Annotated in this window: 19 protein-coding genes; 12 read left to right on the top strand and 7 right to left on the bottom strand. The window is 69.6% G+C overall.

All coding sequences use genetic code 11. The annotated features are described in order from the left end of the window. From RNB18_RS10035 to RNB18_RS10020, 4 genes are all read left to right on the top strand, one after another. Window positions 1-1,029 carry a pectinesterase family protein gene (locus RNB18_RS10035; protein WP_311713775.1) on the top strand — a complete coding sequence of 343 codons (1,029 nt, stop codon included), beginning with the start codon at window positions 1-3 and terminating at the stop codon, window positions 1,027-1,029. After that, window positions 1,016-2,164, top strand: coding sequence for a dienelactone hydrolase family protein (locus RNB18_RS10030; protein ID WP_311713774.1), 1,149 nt, complete (start codon window positions 1,016-1,018; stop codon window positions 2,162-2,164). Before RNB18_RS10035 ends, RNB18_RS10030 begins: the two co-directional genes overlap by 14 nt. A gap of 41 nt (window positions 2,165-2,205) precedes the next feature. Then, entirely contained in the window at window positions 2,206-3,318 is a 1,113-nt protein-coding gene (locus tag RNB18_RS10025; protein WP_311713773.1) for a right-handed parallel beta-helix repeat-containing protein, read from the top strand. A gap of 89 nt (window positions 3,319-3,407) precedes the next feature. Further along, on the top strand, window positions 3,408-4,205 hold the full coding sequence (locus RNB18_RS10020; protein ID WP_311713772.1) for an HAD family acid phosphatase: 798 nt from the start codon (window positions 3,408-3,410) through the stop codon (window positions 4,203-4,205). Here RNB18_RS10020 and RNB18_RS10015 read toward each other — a convergent pair. After that, on the bottom strand, window positions 4,202-6,400 hold the full coding sequence (locus RNB18_RS10015) for a family 43 glycosylhydrolase (RefSeq protein WP_311713771.1): 2,199 nt from the start codon (window positions 6,398-6,400) through the stop codon (window positions 4,202-4,204). The genes RNB18_RS10020 and RNB18_RS10015 overlap by 4 nt on opposite strands. A gap of 208 nt (window positions 6,401-6,608) precedes the next feature. Between RNB18_RS10015 and RNB18_RS10010 the strand changes: the two genes are divergently transcribed. Then, on the top strand, window positions 6,609-7,763 hold the full coding sequence (locus tag RNB18_RS10010; protein WP_311713770.1) for a right-handed parallel beta-helix repeat-containing protein: 1,155 nt from the start codon (window positions 6,609-6,611) through the stop codon (window positions 7,761-7,763). Between the two features lie 99 nt (window positions 7,764-7,862). On the opposite strand, the gene RNB18_RS10005 is transcribed toward RNB18_RS10010, so the two are convergent. The 3 genes from RNB18_RS10005 to RNB18_RS09995 all read right to left on the bottom strand — a co-directional run bounded on the left by RNB18_RS10005 (window position 7,863) and on the right by RNB18_RS09995 (window position 11,063). After that, window positions 7,863-9,545 (bottom strand): rhamnogalacturonan lyase B N-terminal domain-containing protein, encoded by a 1,683-nt coding sequence (locus tag RNB18_RS10005; RefSeq protein WP_311713769.1) that lies wholly within the window; start codon window positions 9,543-9,545, stop codon window positions 7,863-7,865. Between the two features lie 103 nt (window positions 9,546-9,648). Further along, complete coding sequence (locus RNB18_RS10000; RefSeq protein ID WP_311713768.1) at window positions 9,649-10,500, bottom strand: hypothetical protein; 852 nt, start codon at window positions 10,498-10,500, stop codon at window positions 9,649-9,651. Further along, window positions 10,497-11,063, bottom strand: coding sequence for a SigE family RNA polymerase sigma factor (locus tag RNB18_RS09995; protein WP_057618265.1), 567 nt, complete (start codon window positions 11,061-11,063; stop codon window positions 10,497-10,499). Before RNB18_RS09995 ends, RNB18_RS10000 begins: the two co-directional genes overlap by 4 nt. 236 nt (window positions 11,064-11,299) lie before the next feature. Between RNB18_RS09995 and RNB18_RS09990 the strand changes: the two genes are divergently transcribed. Next, window positions 11,300-12,703: an NCS2 family permease gene (locus RNB18_RS09990; RefSeq protein WP_311713767.1), complete on the top strand. Its 1,404-nt coding sequence runs from the start codon at window positions 11,300-11,302 to the stop codon at window positions 12,701-12,703. Between the two features lie 13 nt (window positions 12,704-12,716). Here RNB18_RS09990 and RNB18_RS09985 read toward each other — a convergent pair whose 3' ends face one another. From RNB18_RS09985 to RNB18_RS09975, 3 genes are all read right to left on the bottom strand, one after another. Further along, window positions 12,717-14,168, bottom strand: a complete 1,452-nt coding sequence (locus RNB18_RS09985) for a peptidoglycan D,D-transpeptidase FtsI family protein (protein ID WP_311713766.1) — start codon at window positions 14,166-14,168, stop codon at window positions 12,717-12,719. Window positions 14,169-14,272: 104 nt separating this feature from the next. Further along, window positions 14,273-14,743 carry a GNAT family N-acetyltransferase gene (locus RNB18_RS09980; RefSeq protein WP_311713765.1) on the bottom strand — a complete coding sequence of 157 codons (471 nt, stop codon included), beginning with the start codon at window positions 14,741-14,743 and terminating at the stop codon, window positions 14,273-14,275. 3 nt (window positions 14,744-14,746) lie between these two features. Further along, the gene (locus tag RNB18_RS09975) at window positions 14,747-15,520 is read right to left on the bottom strand and encodes an IclR family transcriptional regulator (protein ID WP_020121403.1); all 774 of its coding nucleotides are present in this window, start codon (window positions 15,518-15,520) and stop codon (window positions 14,747-14,749) included. Between the two features lie 121 nt (window positions 15,521-15,641). Here RNB18_RS09975 and RNB18_RS09970 point away from each other — a divergent pair, with 121 nt between their 5' ends. The 6 genes from RNB18_RS09970 to RNB18_RS09945 all read left to right on the top strand — a co-directional run bounded on the left by RNB18_RS09970 (window position 15,642) and on the right by RNB18_RS09945 (window position 21,494). Then, entirely contained in the window at window positions 15,642-17,171 is a 1,530-nt protein-coding gene (locus RNB18_RS09970; RefSeq protein WP_311713764.1) for an aldehyde dehydrogenase (NADP(+)), read from the top strand. Window positions 17,172-17,218: 47 nt separating this feature from the next. Then, complete coding sequence (locus RNB18_RS09965) at window positions 17,219-17,827, top strand: DUF1349 domain-containing protein (protein ID WP_311713763.1); 609 nt, start codon at window positions 17,219-17,221, stop codon at window positions 17,825-17,827. Window positions 17,828-17,917: 90 nt separating this feature from the next. Continuing rightward, the gene (locus RNB18_RS09960; protein WP_311713762.1) at window positions 17,918-18,643 is read left to right on the top strand and encodes a DsbA family oxidoreductase; all 726 of its coding nucleotides are present in this window, start codon (window positions 17,918-17,920) and stop codon (window positions 18,641-18,643) included. A gap of 99 nt (window positions 18,644-18,742) precedes the next feature. Beyond that, window positions 18,743-19,795 carry an aminotransferase class V-fold PLP-dependent enzyme gene (locus tag RNB18_RS09955; RefSeq protein ID WP_311713761.1) on the top strand — a complete coding sequence of 351 codons (1,053 nt, stop codon included), beginning with the start codon at window positions 18,743-18,745 and terminating at the stop codon, window positions 19,793-19,795. A 57-nt stretch (window positions 19,796-19,852) separates the two neighbouring features. Further along, complete coding sequence (locus RNB18_RS09950) at window positions 19,853-20,461, top strand: RNA polymerase sigma factor (RefSeq protein WP_311713760.1); 609 nt, start codon at window positions 19,853-19,855, stop codon at window positions 20,459-20,461. A gap of 34 nt (window positions 20,462-20,495) precedes the next feature. Further along, window positions 20,496-21,494 carry a maleylpyruvate isomerase family mycothiol-dependent enzyme gene (locus RNB18_RS09945; protein WP_311713759.1) on the top strand — a complete coding sequence of 333 codons (999 nt, stop codon included), beginning with the start codon at window positions 20,496-20,498 and terminating at the stop codon, window positions 21,492-21,494. The last annotated feature ends 6 nt before the right edge of the window (window positions 21,495-21,500 follow it).

Below are 21,500 nucleotides of genomic sequence, written 5' to 3'. Positions count from 1 at the left end.
ATGCGGCGACGAGCACTGATCAGCGCCGGTGTCGGCCTCGTCGTGGCGGCGGCCGCCCCGGCCCACGCGGGGACACGCCGCGTCTTCCACGTCCGCCCCGGCGATTCCGTCCAGGCGGCCGTCGACGCGGTCACCGGCCCCGGCTGGACGATCGTCGTGCACCCGGGCACCTATCGCGAGGTCGTCAGCATCCCGGCGGACAAGACGGAGCTGACCGTACGCGGCGCCGTCCGCGACCCCCGCGCCGCCGTCATCATCCACGACAACGCCAACGGCACCCAGAAGCCCGACGGTTCGGGCACCTACGGCACCGCGGGCTCCGCCACCTTCACCTCCGCGGCCCCCGGCCTCACCGTCCGCGACCTCACCCTCGCCAACGACTGGCTGCGCGCCGACCACCCCGACATCACCGGCACCCAGGCGGTCGCCGCCTACACCTACGGCGACCGCACCCACTTCGAGAACGTCCGCCTCCTGGCCCACCAGGACACCCTCTTCGTCGAGACGACCGCGCTCACCGCCTTCGACCGGCAGTACTTCCGCCGCTGCTACATCGAGGGCGACGTCGACTTCGTCTTCGGCCGGGCCACCGCCGTCTTCGAGGAGTGCCACTTCCACACCCTCCAGCGGGACGTCGCCTTCACCCCCAAGGGCATGGTCTTCGCCCCCTCCACCGCCCGTGCCAACCCCTACGGCATCCTCGCCGTCCGCTCCCGCATCACCTCCGGGGCCGAGGACGCGGCGTACAAGCTGGCACGGCCCTGGGTGCCGTCGTACGAGACGACCGCCTGGCCGTCCCTCGTGGTGCGGAACAGCCTGATCGGGCCCGGGATCGACCCGGTCGCGCCCTACACCAACATGCGCGAGGCCTATCCCTGGCAGACCATGCGCTTTCGGGAGTACGCCAACTCCGGTCCCGGCGCGGTGATTTCCGTCCCCGACAACCGGCCCCAGCTGACCGCAGAGGAGGCCGCCGTGCACACCCGGCGGACGTATCTCGGGGACTGGAGGCCCTATGAACGCCGGTGAGGTGGGCCGACGGGCGTTCGTGGTGGGCGCCGGAGCGGCCATGCTGGCCGGGGGAGCGGTGAGCCCCGCCGAAGCCGGGGTCGTGGACGGTCCGCTGCCCGACTTCCACCCGGCGCTCAAGGCCGAGCTGGACTTCCCACTGGCCTGGGGCACTTCGCCGGTCCGTGACTTCCGCGCCTGGCGGCGGGCGGCCCGTGCCACGGTCGAGGAGCACCTCCTCGTCGACCGCGAGGACGGGACGCCGTACGACGCAGAATTCGACCGGGGCCCACAAGGCGACGGCTACACGCGGGAGTTGGTCACCCTCTCCCTCACCCGTCACGAACGCGTCCGTGCCGCCCTGCTCACCCCGCACGGCCCCGGCCCCTTCCCCGCCGTGCTGCTTCTCCACGATCACGGGGCGAAGTTCGACATCGGCAAGGAGAAACTGGTCCGGCCCTGGTACGACGACACCCGGCTCACCTCCGCGCAGGCCTGGGCGGACAAGTACTTCAGCGGCCGGTTCGTCGGCGACGAGCTGGCCCGGCGCGGCTATGTCGTCCTGTGCGCGGACGCGCTCGGCTGGGGCGACCGCGGGCCGATCACCTACGAACAACAGCAGGCCCTCGCCTCCAACTTCTACAACCTCGGCTCCTCCCTCGCCGGACTCATGGCCCGGGAGGACGCCCGGGCCGCGCGGTTCCTGGCGGGGCTGGGACGGGTGCGCGAGGTCGCCGCCGTGGGCTTCTCCATGGGCGCCTACCGCGCCTGGCAGACCGCCGCGCTCACCGACGCCGTCGCGGCCACCGCCGCCGTCTGCTGGATGACCGGCCTCAAGGAAATGATGGTGCCCGGCAACAACACCCTGCGCGGGCAGTCCAGTTACTACATGCTCCACCCGGGGCTGCCCCGGTTCCTCGACTTCCCCGACGTGGCGAGCATCGCCGCCCCCAGGCCGATGCTCTTCTTCAACGGCGGGCTCGACCCGCTGTTCCCCGCCGACGGCGTACAGGTCGCGTACGACAAGCTGCGCGCCGTCTGGCACTCCCGCCACGCCGAGGAGCGGTTGCACCTGAAGACCTGGCCCGACCTCGGCCACGTCTTCGTCGACCGCATGCAGGACGAGGTCTTCGACTGGCTCGACGCCGTCCTGTAACCCCCCTCCCCGAAAAAGCACGGCGAAAGGACCCGCACTCCATGTCTCGTCGTACCGCTCTCATCGCCACGGCCGCCCTCGCCCTCGGCTCCGGCCTCGCCGTTCTCCCCACCCAGGCCCAGGCCGCGACAGTCGTCGTCAGCAACTCGACCGACCTGTCCAACGCCATCAAGAACGCCACCGCCGGCACCGTCATCCAGGTCCGAGGCGGCACTTACTACCCGACGGCCACCCTCCAGTCCACGGCCAACGGCAGCTCCTCCGCGCCGGTCACGCTCACGGCCTACGGCTCGGAGACCGTGAAGATCGACGGCTCGTCGCTCCCCGACGGCGACTGGATCTTCAAGCTGACCGCCGACTACTGGAACGTCTCCAACATCACCTTCCAGAACTCCCCGGACAGCGCGGTCGTCTGCCAGTCCTGCACCGGGACGGTCTGGAACAACATCAAGACCATCAACGGCGGCGACTCGGGCTTCACGCTCACCGGCGACGGGACCGTCAACAACACAGTCAAGAACATCGACTCCTACGGCCACTACGACGCCGCGAACCACGGCGAGAACGCCGACGGCATCGCCGTGAAGTTCGGCTCCGGCTCCGGCAACCTCATCACCGGCGCCCGCCTCTACAACAACTCGGACGACGGTCTGGACTTCTGGTCCTTCTCCTCTCCCGTCACCATCGAGCACACCTGGTCCATGGGCAACGGCGTCAACCGCTGGTCCGACTCCGCCTTCGCGGGCGACGGCAACGGCTACAAGCTGGGCGGCGACGGCGAGGTCGTCGCGCACGTCATCAACAACTCCGCCGCCTGGGGCAACGCCGGCAACGGGTTCACCGAGAACTCCAACACCGGCGCCATCGTCATCAACCGCACCACTGCCTACGCCAACAGCAAGTGGGGCTACTACTTCGCCACCAGCTCCGCGAAGCTCGGCAAGAACCTCGCGGTGAGCAACGGCGGCGGCTCGGTCAACAAGGGCTCCAAGGTCACCTCGTCCGGCAACAACTGGGACAGCGGGATCAGCACCCCCGCCTTCAAGTCGACGGACGCCTCGACGACGTACAACGCCCGCAGCTCCAGCGGCACTCTGCCCGCCACCACGTTCCTGACGACGGGCAGCACCACCATCGGCGCCACCATGAACTGACCTCTGAAAACCCCGACCCGGGGCGCTTGACCCGTTTTTTACCAGGCGGGTCTCGCGCCCGACATGGTGACGCGCGTAGAACGTCTGTCATGCATAAGTCACTGCGTATCGCAGCCGTCACCGCGGCGTGTGCCGTCGCGGCGGGCGCCCTGTACGGCGCCGGCGCGGCCACCGCCGGTCAGTCCACGGCGAACTCCACACACGAGCCCTACAACATCGGGCTCCTGGTCAAGGACATCGACACCTACTACGGCACCGCGGCCGACGCGAACGGTGTCTACCAGGCGTCCCCCACCAGCCCGTACGCCAAGGACCTCGCGTCCCTCGACAAGGCGGCCCGGAAGTACATCGACCAGGCCGCCCGCAAGGCGCACCACAAGGGTGAGAAGCCCGCCGTCGTCTTCGACATCGACGACACGCTGCTGCTCAGCCTCGACTACGAGAAGCGCTACAACTACACGTACAACGCGACCACGTGGGCCGACTACGTGAACCGGGCCGACCGCCCGGCCGTCTTCGGCAGCCCCGAGCTCGTGCAGTACGCCGAGAAGAAGGGCGTCGAGGTCTTCTACAACTCGGGCCTCAGCGAGGCGCAGCGCTCGGCCGCGGTCGAGAACCTGAAGAAGATCGGCGCCGACGTGAACCTCGACGCCGACCACGTGTTCCTCAAGGACAAGGCGAACCCGCCGTCCTACCTGAGCGCCTGCGCCACGCCGGGCACCTGGACCTGCACCACCGTGCAGTACAAGTCCGGCACCCGCGCGCACATCGAGAAGGACCTCGGGTACGAGATCATCGCCAACTTCGGCGACCAGTACTCCGACCTCGAGGGCGGTTACGCCGACAAGACGTACAAGCTCCCGAACCCGACGTACTTCGTGAGCTAGTTCTTCACCGGCCGGATCCCCTCGAGGGTCGGCACCACGGGCTTGATCGTGCCGTCCGCCGCGAACTCCAGCCGGTCGACGGTGGTTTCGCGGTGCATTCCGTCGCCGCCGGGCTTCCCCGGCCCGTTCAGGGCGAACCGGTGATAGACGATGTACCAGTCGTCGGTGCCGGGGACGTTCACCACGGAGTGGTGGCCGGTGGCGAGGATGCCGTACTCGGGACGCTTGGACAGGATCGTCCCCTTCTTGGTCCACGGGCCGAGCGGGGACGGTCCCGTCGCATAGGCGACGTGGTAGTTCTCGCTGCGGGTGTCGTCCTCGGACCACATGAAGTAGTACGTGCCGTTCCGCTTGATCACGAAGGAACCCTCGCGGAAGTTGTCCGGGGTGATGTCCTTCACCGCGGCGGCGTCGTAGGACGTCATGTCGTCGTTCAGCGGGACGACATAGCCGTGCCCGTTGCCCCAGTAGAGGTACGACGTCCCGTCGTCGTCCGTGAAGACGGCCGGGTCGATCATCTGGCCCTGCAGCGAGCCGCCCTTCGCCACCAGCGGCTTGCCCAGCGCGTCCTTGAAGGGACCGGCGGGGGAGTCCGCCACCGCCACGCCGATCTGCTGCTCTGCGCAGAAGTAGAAGTAGTACTTGCCGTTCTTCTCCGCGATGGCCGGGGCCCACGCGTACTTGTCGGCCCACGACACGTCTGCGCCGAGGTCGAGGATGACCCCGTGGTCCTTCCAGTGGACCAGGTCCTTCGACGAGTACGCCTTGAATCGTGTCCCGCTCCAGCCGTTGAAGCCGTCGGTGGTCGGGTAGATCCAGTACTCGCCGTTCAGATAGTGCACGTCGGGGTCGGCGTTGAGGCCGGGGAGGACGGGGCTGCCGGTCCGCACCGCCTCGACCGTCCAGCTGCGACTGCTGCCGTCGGAGGCTGTCACGGTGTACGACTGTGGCCTGCGGAAGTCACGCCGGGTACCGGACCTGGGGGCGATGCTCGCGCCCTCACCCACGGCGATCTTCGGAGCGAGGTGCGTGAGGTCGGTGTCGGTCTGCACCGGGAGCACGACCTTCGACGCGGCCTCCGTGACGATCGCGTACCCCTTCTGACCCTTGGCCGTCGCGTCCACCACAGAGGCGGACGTCGACGGATACGCGGCCAGCAGCAGGTCGTACTCCTTCTGCGTCACCGGGAGTACCGTGCCGTGCCGTGGACTCGCGGGCAGTTGGTAGTTCGTGGACGGGGTCCACTTGCCCGAGTCGAGGTCGGTGGTCTCGAAGGGGACGTACCCGCGACCGCCGTACTCGTCGATGAACAGGTACCACTTCTTCTCGGTGTTCGACTTGAACACCGTCGGGCCCTCGCCCCGGTCCATCGCACCGCTGCCGATGCAGTCCGCGACCAGGTCGTACTTGACCGAGGTCAGGCTCGTCGACTTCTCGCCGGTGATGAACTTGGCGCAGGGCGAGCTGGAGGTGGGGTCCCGCTCGTCCTTGGTGTAGCGGTAGTAGGTGTCCTTGTACTTCACGACCGTCGAGTCGATGACCGAGTAGCCGGGGTCGTCCCAGACCTTGGGCGCGCTGAAGGTGCGGAAGTCCTTCGTGGTCGCGTACAGCATCTTGTTGTACGTCGATCCCGTGTGCCCGGGGTCGTCGTCGGCGTACAGCTTCGACGCCCAGAAGACGACGTACTCGCCGAGGCTGTCGTCCCAGTAGGCCTCCGGTGCCCAGGTGTTGCCCGCGTTGTCCGGGGCGACCTGCACCAGGCGCTGGTCGGTCCAGTGGACCAGGTCGGTGGACTCCCAAATCATGATCGACTTGCTGCCGTGCCGCTGGACGTCGTCCCAACTGCCGCTGCTGTTCTTGTACATGCGCAGGTCGGTGGCGATCAGATAGAACTTGTCGCCCTTGGGGGAGCGGATCACGAAGGGGTCGCGCAGGCCCTTCTCGCCGATCGTCGACGTCAGGACCGGCTTGCCCTGGTTCAGCTCGCGCCAGTGCAGGGGGTCGTTGCCGCGGCTGAGGGCGTAGCGGATCTGCTCGCCGTCGGCGGTGCCCTCACCGGTGAAGTAGGCGAAGAGATAGCCGGCGTACTTGGGGTGGTTCACGGGTGGTGCTCCTGAGTGGGCGGAACCGGGCGGTGCGGTGAGAAGGGCCAGCAGTAGCGAGAGACAGGCGACGAGGAGGATACGAGGGCGCATGTCGCTCCTGTGAGTGTGGGGGTGTGGGGGTTTCTGTTGGGGGCTGTGCGCGCCTTCGGAGTGTTACGAGTGGGAAACAGCACGTCAATCGATGAGTGCGCGAGGAGAAGCAGCGAAAGTTTCGATTGTTTTCGTCGAGGCGCGGCAACCTCGTCGGCCACGGCGGCGACTTCAGGGCGTCCCCATTCCCGAGGAAAGGAATGCCTCCGTGCGTCACAGCACCGGACGCCACCGCCGGACCCGCACGCTCTCCATCGCCGCGGCGGTCGCCGTCGCCGCGTGCGCCGGTGGCGTCCATCTCGGCCTGTCGGGCGGCGGGGCCGAGGCCGCGTCGACGACGGTCACCGTGTCCGGCACGGCTCAGCTGGAAGCGGCTGTGAAGAACGCCACCGCCGGTACGGTCATTCAGGTCCGCGCCGGTACGTACAAGCCGTCGGCCACCCTCAAGTCCACGGCCAGCGGCACGAGTTCGGCACGGATCACCTTGCGGGCGCACGGCAGCGACAAGGTCAGGATCGACGGGTCCAGACTGCCCGCCGGGTCCTGGCTGGCCGGGATCTACGGCGACTACTGGACCGTCCAGAACCTCACCTTCCAGAACTCGCCGGCCCAGGGCTTCGTGGTCACCTCCTCCGTCGGCGGCATCTTCAAGAACCTCGTCACCGCGAACAACGGGGACTCCGGGTTCACCCTGCGCGGAGACGGGACCAGCGACAACCTCGTGCAGAACCTGGACAGTTACGGCAACTACGACCACGCCGGGCACGGGCAGAACGCCGACGGGATCGCCGTGAAGTTCGGGTCCGGAACCGGCAACCGGATCACCGGGGCGCGCCTTTACAACAACTCCGACGACGGGCTCGACCTGTGGCAGTTCTCCTCGCCGGTCACCGTCGAGCACAGCTGGGCCTTCGGGAACGGCAAAAACCGGTGGGGGGACGGCGCCTTCGAGGGCAACGGCAACGGGTTCAAGCTGGGCGGCGGGGGCGTCACGGTGGCGCACATCGTCAACAACAACGCTGCCTGGGACAACACGCTGAACGGGTTCACCGAGAACTCCAACACCGGGGCGATCGTGCTGAACCGCAACACGGCGTACTCCAATGCCGAGGCCGGGTTCTACTTCGCCACGGGCAAGGCCCGGTTGGCGCGGAATCTGGCGGTGAGCAACAAGGGCGGGCTGTCGAAGCGGGGTTCGTCCACGGTGTCCGCGGCGAACAACTGGGACAGCGGGGTGCCGACTCCGGCATTCGGGTCGACGGATGCCACCACGGCGTACGGCGCCCGCGAGCCGGGCGGTTCGCTGCCCTCGACGGCCTTCCTGACCACCGGCTCCATCGCCGTCGGCACCACGATGAACTGAGCGGGGAACGACGGAACGCCCCGCCTGTCGTCACAGGCGGGGCGTTCCTCGTGCCGGCCCGAGGGGGGCTCCAGCCGGCAGCTGCTGGCCGAGGGGGGCTCAGGCCAGCAGGTCCAAGCAGTCGAACGACGTGCCCGCGCTGAGATAGGCACTGCCGCCCGAGCCGCTCACGATGTCGAGCTTCAGGACGTTGTACTGCGTGGTGTCCGTCTTCCACGCACTACTAGGGACGTTGAAGATGAACGAATGGTTGTTCCCCCGGTACGAACCCGTGGTGAGGGAGCGCGTGCCGGGCTGCGTGGGGGCCGTGGGAATGGCCGAAACCCAGTCGTTGACGCTGACGCGGGGACGGCCGCCCGCGAAGGCGTCGGTCACCCCGACCCGCAGCGTGTGCGCGACGGCCGCCTGGGCCTTGGTCAGCTTGAAGTAGACCAGGACGCCGTTGTTGACGTCCTTCCACATGTACGCCGGGAAGGACGCCGCCTCGTCCCCGCCGCCGATCGTGACGTTGCCGGTCCACTTGGCCGCGCGGCCGTCGGAGGGGTGGGCGTACGTCATCAGCTTGGCGTTCTTGAACTCGCCGGGCGTGCCGTCCCAGTCGCCTAGCCGCCAGACGGCCTTGGCGGTGGACGGGTCGCCGGAGATCGTGAGGCTGTGCAGGGAGGTCACAGCGCCCGCCGTGACCTTCACCGACGTGGTGTGCACGGCGAGTTCGCCTTTGTGGACGGTCATGGTGTACGTCCCCGGCAGCATCCCCGTGCAGGAGTAGGCGCCGGTTCCGGTTGCGGCCTTCGCCCAGTACTGAGCGTCCGCGTTGGCGAAGCCCACCGTGTACGGGTACGCGGCGTCCATGCCCTTCAGGCCCACCCCGGCCACCCTGCCCCGGCCTGCCGCGCCGACCCAGCCGGTGATGCCGAGACCGTCGACCCAGCCGGTGTCGAGCCTGTCGTGGGAGAGGGCGGACGACGGAGCGCCACCGTCGGTGAAGGAGAGGACGTACGGACCCTGGAGGCCGAAACGTTCCGCCTCGGTCTGGGCCTCGTTGTAGTGCAGGATCTCGTAGAGCCCGGCGCCCTTGTCGTTCGAGTGCCGCAGGAGCGAGCGGTAGAAGGGACCGCCGGAAGCCTTCTCGTGGTTGGAGCGCACCAGCCAGAGGCCCACCGAGCCGGTGGTGAAGCCGACGTGGTCGTAGTCGATGGTCCGCTTGCCCGAGTAGTGCTTGGAGTGGGTCGTGCCGTCGGCACGCCTCCAGACGTCACCGGCCTCGATGATCTTGTCCGAGGTCTCGATCCAGCTGTCCGGGCCCGTGTTGGGGAACATCCCGGGCTTGAGGCGGACGATGTAGCGGGTCGCGGTGAAGGAGGCGTCCTTCTTGTCCGTCCAGAGGTAGACGTTGTTCTGGCCGCTGCGGGCCGCGTACCACTGGGTGATCGCGCCGTGCACGACCTTGATCAGGACGACCGGTCCGGACTTCCCGACGGTGACCGTGGAGGCCCCGAGCCCCGACTCGACATGCGAGTTCTTGCCGCCGTACCCCTGGTACTCCTTGCCCTTGTAGACCAGGGACGTGAGGTCGCCGGTCGTCTTCGAGACCTTGAAGACCAGAGAGGTTCCGGTGTCGACGACGTAGTTCCTGCCGTCGTCCGAGTAGCCGAAGGTCGCCGCGGAGGCGGCGGAGAGGAGGCCGGTGCCTCCCGCGACGGCGGCACCGGTGGCGGCCACGCCGAGCGCCGAGGCGCCGAGCACCCGCCGGCGGGTGAGGGGTCTCTTGTGCGTGCTCAAAGGTGCTCCGTCATCAGGGGGACCGTGCACCCATTAAGTGGCCGCTGATGAGGAAACGGTTGCCGCGCCGGCGGAGGTTCTTGGTAAGACTCCGGCAAGAGGCCTAGGAGTCCCCTTCGTCCCCGCCGTCGTCCTGGGCCGCGAAGTCGCCCTTCACGGCGAGGTCCCCGGACTTCGCGGTCGCCGTCGCCGTGTAGCCGTCGCCCTTCGCGTCCCGGCCGCCGCGCTCGTGGTTGTACTGCCCGGCGAAGACCCACTCGCCCTTGGGGACCGTACGGCCGTCCTTGAGCACCCAGGTGTAGACGAGGAAGCTGTCCTTCTTGGCGACCGTCAGCGTGAAGTCGTCCTCGGGCAGTGAGCGCCAGGCGCCGGCATTCGTGACACCGCCGGTCTGTTCGATCCTCAACTCGACCGTGAGCGCGGTCAGTTGCTCGAAGGTCTTGAAGGTCAGATTGCTCTGCGCCCAGAACTCGTTGCTGTGCGGGTCCACCGAGCCGTCCGACCACAGCGGGCCGTCCTCGACGCCGGACGCCTGCACCTCGGTGGAGGCGCTCGGCGTGCGCGAGGGCGTACCGCTCGGCTTCTCGGCCTCCTGTGCGGGGGTGGTCCTCGGCGTCGGATCCGCCGGCGGGGCGGGCGGCCGGCTGGTCGCGTCGGGCGACGGAGTGGGCGTGCCCGTGGCCGCGACCGACGTCTGCGCGGGTGTCTCGTCCTTGACCGCGGACGCCACCGCGTAACCGCCGAGGCCCAGCACACAGGCGACCGCGGCCGTGGCGCTCACCACCCGCACCCAGCCGTAGACCGGTGGCCGGGTCGCCCGGTGGTCGGGGCGGGTCTGCTCCGACATGCCGCGCTCGATCCGGGCGAGGATCTGCTCGCGGTTCGGCTCGTGCGCCTCGGCCGCGTCCTGCAGCCGGGCGCGCAGTTCGCCGTGCACGTCCCGCCGCATGGTCATCGGTCCCTTCCTCCGGCGTCACCGGTGCGCGCCATCGCGGCGTGCATCCTCAGCGGAGCGTTCTGAGGGCCGAGCAGCCGCTGCAACTCGGCCATCCCCTTCGAGGTCTGGCTCTTAACCGTACCGACCGACACACCCAGGGCCAGCGCGGTGTCCTTCTCCGAGAGATCGAACGCGTGCCGCAGCACGACACACGCCCGCTTGCGGAACGGCAGCCTGCGCAGCGCCTCCTGGACGTCGACCACGCCCGCCACGTCGGGGTTCTCGACCTTCTCCTCGCGCTGGGACCAGAACAGGGCGATGCGCCGGCGCTCACGGACCGCGCTGCGGATGCGGGTGCGGGCCAGATTGGCGACCACTCCGCGCGCGTACGCCGCCGGGTGGTCGGCCGCGCGCACCCGGTCCCAGCGGTGCCACAGCGCCAGCAGGGCGTCCGCCGCCAGATCGTCGGCGGCGTCCGACTCGCCGGTCAACAGATGGGCGAGGCGGGAGAGTTCGGCATAGTGGCGTTCGAAGAAGGCGTGGAACTCCACGGAGGCGGCGTCGTCGACGACTGTGCCCACGGGCTCCCTCTCCTTTGCGTGTCATGTGAATGACATGTGATCGTCCGGGGGTGGCCGGGCGGAGATCCGGAAGCGTAGCAGTGATCGAGTACGTGCTTTCGTACGGTCCTTCGAACGGTGTATGACGGGGCGGCCCCCGAATCCGTAACACGAAGAAAACCTGAAGCGCGTTCAACGCAGGAACAATCCAGCCAGCATCCGCACACCGATCATTCAGGCACCAAGGAGCATCGAGCATGTCCGTCGACCAGTACTTCAGGATCTCCGAGAGGGGATCCACCTTCGCCCGTGAGATACGCGGCGGCTTCGCCACGTTCTTCACGATGGCCTACATCCTTGTCCTGAATCCCATCATTCTCGGCAGCGCGAAGGACAAGTTCGGACACCAGTTGGATGCGGTGCAGTTGACCACCGCGACGGCTCTGGTGGCTGCGGTGATGACGATCATCATGGGTGTGGGCGGCAACCTGCCGCTCGCGCTCGCCGCCGGGCTCGGACTGAACGCGGTCGTCGCCTTCCAGATCGCCCCGCTGATGAGCTGGGACGACGCGATGGGCCTTGTCGTCCTGGAAGGCCTGCTCATCTGTGTGCTGGTGGTCACCGGACTGCGGGAAGCCGTCATGCACGCCATTCCGCAACCGCTCAAGCAGGCGATCAGCGTCGGGATCGGGCTGTTCATCGCGTTCATCGGCTTCGTGGACGCCGGGTTCGTGAGCCGTATCCCCGACGCCGCGAACACCACCGTGCCGGTGCAGCTCGGGGGCACCGGCGCCCTCACCGGGTGGCCGATCCTCGTCTTCTGCCTCGGAGTGCTGCTGACGATCGGGCTGCTCGCGCGCAAGGTCAAGGGCGCGATCCTGATCAGCATCGTGACCATGACGGTCCTCGCGATGATCATCAACTCCGTCGCCGACATCAAGGCCTGGGGGCTGACGACACCGGCATGGCCCGACAAGGTCGTCGACACCCCCGACTTCGGGCTGATCGGTCACTTCAGCCTGTTCGGCTCCTTCAGCGCGCCCGGCGTGGGGATCGTCACGATCGTCCTGCTGATCTTCACGCTGATCCTGTCCGACTTCTTCGACACGATGGGAACGGTCGTCGGGATCACCGCGGAGGCGGGACTGCTGGACGAGGAGGGCAAGGTGCCCAACCTCGGCCGGGTGCTGCTGATCGACGGGGCGGCGGCGGTGGCCGGTGGTGCGGCCTCCGCGTCCTCCGCCACGTCGTACATCGAGTCGGCGGCGGGCGTCGGTGAGGGCTCGCGCACCGGGTTCTCGAACCTGGTCACCGGTGGGCTGTTCGGCCTGGCGCTGTTCCTGACCCCGCTGCTGACCATCGTCCCGCTCCAGGCCGCCGCTCCCGCCCTGGTCGCCGTGGGCTTCCTGATGATGACGCAGGTCAAGCACATCGACTGGGACAAGTACGACATCGCGATCCCGGCGTTCCTGACCATCGCCGTGATGCCGTTCACCTACTCGATCACGAACGGAATCGGGGCCGGCTTCCTGGCGTACGTCGTGATCAAGGCGGTGCTGGGGAAGGCCAAGGAGATCCACTGGCTGTTGTGGGCGACCTCGGCGCTGTTCCTCGTGTACTTCGCGATCGACCCGATCGAGCAGATCCTCGGCGCCAAGTAGCCACCGGGACGCCTCAGTTCTTGAGGGCCGCCTCCATCATGGCCTTGGCCACGGGGGCGGCCAGTCCGTTGCCGCTCACCTCCGAGCGGGCCGCGTTCGACTGCTCCACGACCACCGCCACGGCGACCTCCTTCCCGTCGGCCTTTCCGTAGGACGTGAACCAGGCGTACGGCGTCTGGCTGTTGTTCTCGCCGTGCTGGGCCGTGCCCGTCTTGCCGCCCACCGTGACGCCGTCGATCAGGGCGTTGGTGCCGGTGCCCTTCTCCACCACCGTCTGCATCGCCGACTGGAGTTGTTCCGCCGTGTCGGAGCCGACGATCTGCTCGGTGCTCGCCTCGTCGTCGTAGTTCTTCAGGACGTCACCGCCGTTGTCGGTGATCGTCGACACCATGTGGGGCGTCACCAGCTTGCCGCCGTTGGCTATGGCCGCGGAGACCATGGCCATCTGGAGCGGGGTGGCCGTGACGTCGTACTGGCCGATACCGGTCAGAGCCGTCGAGGACTTGTCCATGCCCGACGGGTAGACGCTCTCGTAGGCCCGCACCGGGACGTCCTGTGCGGCGTCGTTGAAGCCGAACTTCTCGGCCATCGCCTTCACCTTGTCCTGGCCGAGGTCGACGGCCATCTTCGCGAAGACGTTGTTGCAGGAGTACTGCAGCGCGGTGCGGATCGTGGCGTTCTCGCAGGGCGCGGAGGTGTTCTCGTTCGCGAGTTCCGTGGTGGTGCCCGGCAGGGTGTACGGGTCCGGGCTCTGGGTCTTCTCGTCCACCGAGGAGTAGAGGCCGTCCTCCAGCGCGGCCGAGGCCACGACCAGCTTGAACGTCGAGCCCGGTGGCAGCGGCTGGCGCAGCGCGCGGTTGGTGAGCGGCTTGTCGGAGTCCGCGTTGAGCTGCTTCCAGGCACTGCCCGCGGTGTTGGCGTCCGTCAGCGAGGACGGGTCGTACGACGGCGTCGACACGACCGCCAGGATCTTGCCGGTCGTCGGGTCGATCGCGACGGCGGCGCCCTTCTTGTCGCCGAGCGCGTCATAGGCCGCCTTCTGCACGGCGGGGTCGATCGTGGTGATCACATCACCGGGCTCGGCCCGCTGATTGGTGACCGTGTCCATGACGGTCTTCAGCCGGCTGTCGGTGCCGTTGAGGAGGTCGGCGTAGATGCCCTCGAGCTGGGTCGGGGCGTAGGCCTGCGAGGCGTAGCCCGTCACCGCCGCGTACAGCTTGCCGTTCGTGTACGTCCGCTTGTACGCGAGGTCGCTGTCCGTCACCTTCTCGGAACCCGTGACCGCTTTTCCGGCCACGATGATGTTCCCGAGCGGCGAGGAGTACGTCTCGATCGCGTTCCGCCGGTTGTCGTTGTCGTCCGCGAGTGCCTGGCCCTCGTAGAGCTGCACCCAGGTCGCTCGGATCAGCAGAGCGAACACCAGGAGCAGCGCGAAGACCGATGCGCGCCTGATCGTCTTGTTCATCCCACTGACAAGACGATCAGGCGGAAGCGGATCGTTCCCACGCGTCCGCTTTTCTCATCGGACGTTCATTTGAGGCTTGTTGTACGGCTTCTTCTACGGCGGTCTCACGCGTCCAGCGTGAGCACGAACTCGTCGATCTCCGCCCCGCGCGCCTGGGCGTACCCCGACGCCTGGGCGGTCACCCGGAATCCGCACTTCTCCAGGACGCGCAGCGAGCCGGTGTTGTCGGTGGCCGCGCGGGCGTACAGGGGCCGCTCGGGCACCTGGACGACCAGCTCCCGCAGCGCCGCCGTGGCGATGCCGCGCCCCCAGTAGGCGCGGTCGATCCAGTACGTCACCTCGCGCTCGCCCGGTTCGCCGTACACGGCCGCGCTGCCCACCACGTCCCCGTCGGCCAGGATCGTGCGCTGCACGTCCGCGGAGGCCCGGATCCGTTTCCAGTGGGCGTCGAAGGCGTCCCGGTCGGCCGGGTCCTTCGGCGTGAAGGCGGCCATGTGCAGGGCCTCTGGGTCGTTCATCTGCCGGAAGAACACCGGCAGATCGCTGTCATGAACCTCGCGGAGAACGATCTGCATGCCTCAGAGCCTACGGGTGGCCAGTGTCAGCCGGTCCCGCGCGTCGAACAACGCGTCCTTCACCAGCTGCTCGTGGGCCGGGGTCAGCCGCGCCACCGGCACCGAGCAGCTGATCGCGTCACGCGCGGGCGTGCGGTACGGGATCGCGACGCCGAAGCAGCGCAGCCCCAGCGTGTTCTCCTCGCGGTCCACGGAAAAGCCCTGCTCCCGGATCTGGTGCAGCTCCTCGATGAGCTTCTCGCGGTCGGTGATCGTGTGCTCGGTGAGCGCGGGCAGGGTCTCCGGCAGCATCTTGCGGACCTGCTCGTCGGAGTACGTGCTCAGCAGCGCCTTGCCGAGGGAGGTGGAGTGCGCCGGGAGCCGGCGGCCCACTCTCGTGAAGGGCCGCAGGTAGTGCTGCGACTGCCGGGTGGCGAGGTAGACGACGTTCGTGCCGTCCAGACGCGCGAGGTGGATGGTCTCGGTGGTGTCGTCGGAGAGCCGGTCCAGCGTCGGCCGGGCCGCCGCGACCACCTCGTCGCCGTCGATGTAGGAGGTGCCGACGAGCAGCGCCCGCACCCCGATGCCGTACCGCGTGCCCGTCGCGTCGGTCTCCACCCAGCCCAGCTCGACAAGCGTGCGCAGCAACATGTAGAGACTTGACTTGGGGTACCCGACGGCCTCCTGGACCGCCGCGAGGGAGTGCATGCCGGGACGTCCGGCGAAGTATTCGAGCAGTTCAACCGTCCGTACCGCGGACTTGACCTGTGACCCGCCGCCCGTCTCGCCAGCCGACATCGCCCTTGACCCCTTCGTTCGACGGGAAATAGTCTCCAACAGCATATTCACCATCAGGGACAGCGTTCAGCATATCGAACGGTCCTGGTGGCTGACCCAGATACACGTGGAGGGACCCGCGGTGGCAGCAGCACCAGTCTGGAGTGTCGACCCCCGAACCGGGAAGCAGCGCGAGCAGGTTGCGGTCGAGGCCACAGCCCAGGAGGTGGACGCCGCCGTCCGCGCCGCGCACGACGCGCGCGCGTCCCTCGCCGACCGCACCGTCCGGGCGGCCTTCCTGCGCACCGCCGCGGACCGGCTCCAGGACTCCAAGGACCACCTCGTCGAAGCCGCCGACGCCGAGACCGCGCTCGGCCCGGTCCGGCTGACCGGCGAGCTCGCCCGCACCAGCTACCAGCTGCGGGCCTTCGCCGACATCGTCGACGAGGGCGAGTTCCTCGGCGTGGTGATCAACCACCCCGACGACACCGCCACCCCGCCGATCCCGGACCTGCGCCGCTACAAGGTCCCCCTCGGCGTCGTCGCCGTCTACTCGGCCTCGAACTTCCCCTTCGCCTTCTCGGTCGCCGGCGGTGACACCGCGAGCGCGCTCGCGGCCGGCAATCCCGTCGTCGTCAAGGCCCACCCCGACCACCCGGCCCTGTCCGAGCTGGTCGCGTCCGTGCTGCGCCGGGCCGCCGCCGAGCACGGCATCCCCGCGGGCGTGGTCGGTCTCGTCCACGGCTTCGAGGCCGGCATCGAACTGATCAAGCACCCGCTGGTCGCGGCCGCGGGCTTCACCGGTTCCGTGAAGGGCGGCCGTGCCCTGTTCGACGCGGCGGCCGCGCGGCCGGTGCCGATCCCGTTCCACGGCGAGCTGGGGTCCCTGAACCCCGTTGTGATCACCGAGGAGGCGGCCGCCGAGCGCGCGGAGGCCATCGGCGCCGGGCTCGCGGGCTCCATGACCCTCGGTGTCGGCCAGTTCTGTGTGAAGCCGGGCCTGGTCCTCGTGCCGTCCGGCGCGGCGGGCGACGGCCTGCTGAAGTCCCTGACCGACGCCGTCAGCGACACCGACGCGGGTGTCCTTCTCGACCACCGCATGCGGGACAACTTCGTCGCCGGGGTCGCCGAGCGCGTGGAGCTTCCCGAGGTCGAGTCGCCGGTGACGCCCGGAGCGGGCGGCGAGCACACGGTGAGCGCGGGCTTCCTCACGGTCGCGGCGGACAAGCTGACCCACGAGGGGGCGTACGACCTGCTCCTGGAGGAGTGCTTCGGCCCGGTCACCGTGGTGGCCCGCTACGAGGACGACGACGAGGCGCGGGCCGTGCTGTCCCGGCTCCCCGGCAACCTCACCGCGACGGTGCACCTGTCGGCGCAGGAGGCCGCGGGCGAGGGGCGTGGTGCCGAGATCCTGGCGGAGCTGACGCCGCTGGCCGGCCGGGTCCTGGTGAACGGCTGGCCGACGGGCGTGGCCGTGGCCCCGGCCCAGCAGCACGGCGGCCCGTACCCGGCGACGACGTCCACGTCGACGTCGGTGGGCGGTACGGCGATCGAGCGCTGGCTGCGCCCGGTGGCGTACCAGAACGCGCCGGAGGCCCTGCTCCCGCCGGAACTGAGGGACGACAACCCGCTGGGCCTGCCCCGCCGCTTCAACAACCAGCTGGAGCGCTAGAAACACCCGAGAGCCGCGCGCGGAGAGGGAGCTGGAAAACTCTGAGGATGGACGTCGAACTTCCCGAACTCCCTTTCTCTCTCCGCACCTACGGCCCCGACGGGCACTGGGCCCACGAGGACGGCATTCTCTCCGGGTGGGCCGGCCCCCGGCAGGACCGGTTCGTGCCGCCCACCGGGGAGTCCCTGGACCCCGCCGCCGACGCGCCGCGGCTGCTCGGTGCCCCCGAGGGGGACTTCCAGCTGATAGCCCGCGTCACGGTGGGCTTCAACGGATCGTTCGACGCGGGCGTGCTCTACGTCCATGTCGGCGAGCGGGCCTGGGCCAAACTCTGCCTGGAGAACTCCCCGGATGTGCCCACGGTCTGCACGGTCGTCACCCGGGGGCACTCCGACGACTGCAACTCCTTCACCGTGGACGGCAGTTCGGTGTGGCTGCGGGTCAGCCGCACCGGCCGCGCCTTCGCCTTCCACGCCTCCCGCGACGGCAAGCACTGGACCTTCGTCCGCCTCTTCACCCTGGGCGACGAGAAGGAGACCGACGCGGCCCTGATCGGCTTCATGGCCCAGTCGCCGATGGGGGAGGGCTGTGTGGTGACGTACGACCACATCGAGTTCAGGCCCGAGTGGCCGGCCGACCTGCGGGACGGCAGCTGAGCCCCCTGGGAATGGAACCCGCTGCTTGAACGTTCATCCAACCAGCGGAGGGAGTCTCCGCAGCCGTCCGACCTGGAGAGAGCCGTAGACATGCGCGTCGAGATCTGGAGCGACATCGCCTGCCCCTGGTGCTACGTGGGCAAGGCCCGCTTCGAGAAGGCGCTGGAGGCCTTCCCGCACCGCGACGGCGTCGAGGTCGTCCACCGGTCGTTCGAGCTGGATCCCGGGCGGGACAAGAGCGACGTGCAGCCCGTCCTCGCGATGCTCAGCAAGAAGTACGGCATGAGCGAGGCCCAGGCCCAGGCAGGCGAGGAGAACCTCGGCGCCCAGGCCGCCGCCGAGGGGCTCGCCTACCGGACCCGGGACCGCGACCACGGCAACACCTTCGACCTGCACCGGCTCCTCCACCTCGCCAAGGAACAGGGCAGGCAGGACGAGCTCGTCCAGATCTTCTACCGGGCCAACTTCGCCGAGGAGAGGTCCCTGTACACCGAGGGCGACGAGCGCCTCGTGGAGCTCGCCGTGGAGGCCGGCCTGGACGCCGACGAGGTCCGCAAGGTCCTCGCCGACCCCACCGCCTACGCCGACGACGTCCGCGCCGACGAGCGTGAGGCCGCCGAGCTCGGTGCCAATGGCGTCCCCTTCTTCGTCCTGGACCGCACGTACGGCGTCTCCGGAGCCCAGCCCGCCGAGGTCTTCACCCAGGCCCTGACCCAGGCCTGGGGCAACCGCTCCCCGCTGAAGCTGATCGACCAGGGCGACACCTCCGCCGAGGCCTGCGGCCCCGACGGGTGCGCCGTACCCCAGCAGGGCTGACAGAACACGCAGGTCGGCGCGGACGTATAAGCGTTCCTTGGCGAAACCACGTAGAGATTCGCAATGGACCGAGAGGTCTTCCGGCCCCACAGTGGAGCCATGGAGACCTTCGAGAGCCTCGTCCGCGCCGAGTTCGCCCCGAAGAACACCTTCCTCAACACCGCGAGCAGTGGCCTGCTCCCCGCACGCACCGTGACCGCCCTCCAGGAGGCCGCGCTGATCCGCGCCGAGGGCAGGCCGCTGGACCCGCTGTTCCAGGACGTGGAGATGTCCCGCGCCGCGTTCGCCAGGCTCGCCGGCGTCCCGGTCGCCCGGGTCGCGGCGGGACCGTCCGTCTCCACCCACTCGGGCCTGGTCGCCGCCTCGCTGCCGCCGGGTGCCGAGGTCCTCACCGCCGAGGACGACTTCACCTCCGTCGTGAACCCCTTCCACACCCGCGGCGACCTGAAGGTGCGGATCGTGCCGCTGGAACGGCTCGCCGACTCCGTCCGCCCCGGCACCGCCCTCGTCGCGGTCAGCGCCGCCCAGTCCGCCGACGGCCGGATCGCCGACCTGCCCGCCCTGCGGGAAGCGGCCAGGGCCCACGGAGCCCGCACCTACGTCGACTTCTCGCAGGCCACGGGCTGGCTCCCGGTGGACGCGCGGTCGTACGACTACACCGTCTCCACCACCTTCAAGTGGCTGCTCGGCCCGCACGGCGCGGCCTTCCTCGCCGTGCCGGAGGACTTCGGCGACCTGAGGCCGGTGCTGGCCGGCTGGGTCGCGGGGGAGGTCCCGTGGGACAGCTGCTACGGCCCGGTCGCCGAACTGGCCCACTCCGCCCGGCGGTTCGACGTCAGCCCGGCCCTGTTCACCTACGCGGGCACCCGCCGCTCCCTCGAACTCCTGGAGGAGCTCGGCGTGGACGCCGTGCGCGCCCACGACCTCGCCCTCGCGGACCGCTTCCGTACGGGACTCGCCGCCCTCGGCCACGCACCGCTCCCGGCCCCCGGCTCGCCGATCGTGTCCGTGCCCGGACTCGGCCACCGGCAGCGCGAGTTGAGCGCCGCCGGCATCGAGGTCTCCGACCGCGCGGGCAACCTGCGCGCCTCCTTCCACCTCTACAACACCGCCGCCGATGTCGACCGGCTCCTGGATGCCCTGTCTGCCTGAACCGCTGGCGCCGCGCCGCCCGGGACGCTAGGAAGGGCACCAAGGGGTGGTGGTGCCGTGGAGTCCACGGACGGGACGACGTCCGTACAGCAACCCGCAGACGCGGAGCTGCACCGGCGGCTGGTGTACGGCGACGAGTCCGCGCTGGCCGAGGCGTACGGGGCGTACGGCGGGCTGGTGCGGGCGGTCGCGGTGCGCGTGACCCGCAGCGGGGCCGCGGCCGAGGACGTGGCGCAGGAGGTCTTCGCGCAGCTGTGGAGCAGGCCGTACGCCTTCGACGCGCGCCGGGGCAGTCTGCGGACCTGGCTGTCGGTGCTGGCGCACCGGCGGGCCGTGGACTGGGTGCGCAGCGAGGCCCGGCACCGCAAGGACGCCCGCGCCGACGACCTGGCCCTGCACGGCATCCCGGACGCCGCTCCCGGCCCCGCCGAGGCGGTCGTCGACCGGGAGCGGTCCCTCCTGCTGCACACCGCTCTCGCCGAGCTCCCGCAGCCGCAACGGGAGGTGGTGCACCTCGCCTACTTCGCGGGCCGCACCTACCGGCAGGCCGCCGTCGAGCTCGGCATCCCCGAGGGCACCGCGAAGACCCGGCTGCGCACCGCTCTGCGCGCCCTCGCGGAGACTTTGGCCGACCCACCCGACCCGGCGTGGGAAGAGGGCGCATGATGGCGGCAGGGGAACACAGGGAAGGGGGCGAGCGGTGACCGATCACGACGACGTGCGCGACCTGCTGGCCGCCTGGGCCTTCGGCGCCCTGGAACCGGCCGAGGAGCGGCTGGTCCCACCGCATCTGGCCGAGTGCGAGAGCTGTGCGGCGGAGGCGGAACGGCTGAGCGCGACCGTACGGCTGCTGGCCGGCCCGCCGCTCGACGAGCCGCCGTCCCCCCTCGACACCCTTCTCACCGGCGCCCTCCGTGCCCGCCCCGCGCCACCCCGCGTGGCCCGGCACGCCGCCCCCTACGCGGCCGCCGTCGCCGGGCTCGAGGCGCTGCTGCCCGAGCTGGCGGGACGCTGGTCGACGCCGGTCGTGCACGACTGGGACGTGCACGCCACGGTCGCCCATCTGCTGGCCGCCGACGAACATCTGGCCCTGCGGCTCGGGATCGACGCCCGGGTGCCGGGTGCGCGGATCGACGAGGACGCGGACTGGGCGGAGGCCTGGGAGAGGCGTACCGCCGAGGTGATCGGCCATGAGTACGGCCGTACGCCCGAGGAGACCGTCGCCGACTGGTCCGCGCAGGCGGCCGCGCTCCTCGGCACCCCGCATGCCCGCGATCCCGAACTCGCCGCCGGAACAACCCTGTTGATGGGCCTGAGGCTGCCCGTCACCGAGCACTTCCTGGCGCGGGCCTTCGAGGCGTGGATCCACACCGACGACATCGGCCGCGCCCTGGGCCTGGCCGTGCCGCCGCCGCCCGAGGAGCACCTGGGGCAGCTGGTCAGGCTGGCCGTCCGCGTTCTCGGCACCGTCCTCGGCGCCGGGGCGCCGCCGGTGCTGTTCGCGGTCAGGGGCGGCGAGGAGTGGGTCCTGGGTTCGCAGAGCGATCCCGTGGCCGCCGAACTCACCCTGGATGCCGTGGACTTCTGTCTGCTGATCGGCGGGCGGCACGCGCCGGACACGGTTCCCCGGGACACCACGGGCGACGCGGCCGCCGTACGGAACGTACTGGAGCGGGCCGCGTCGCTGTCGTGGCTGTGAGGCGGG

This window comes from Streptomyces doebereineriae, assembly GCF_031845645.1.
In the GTDB taxonomy this organism is placed as follows: domain Bacteria; phylum Actinomycetota; class Actinomycetes; order Streptomycetales; family Streptomycetaceae; genus Streptomyces; species Streptomyces canus.
The sequence above is the reverse complement of the archived record's forward strand: the minus strand, read 5'-3'. Positions and strand labels throughout refer to the sequence as shown.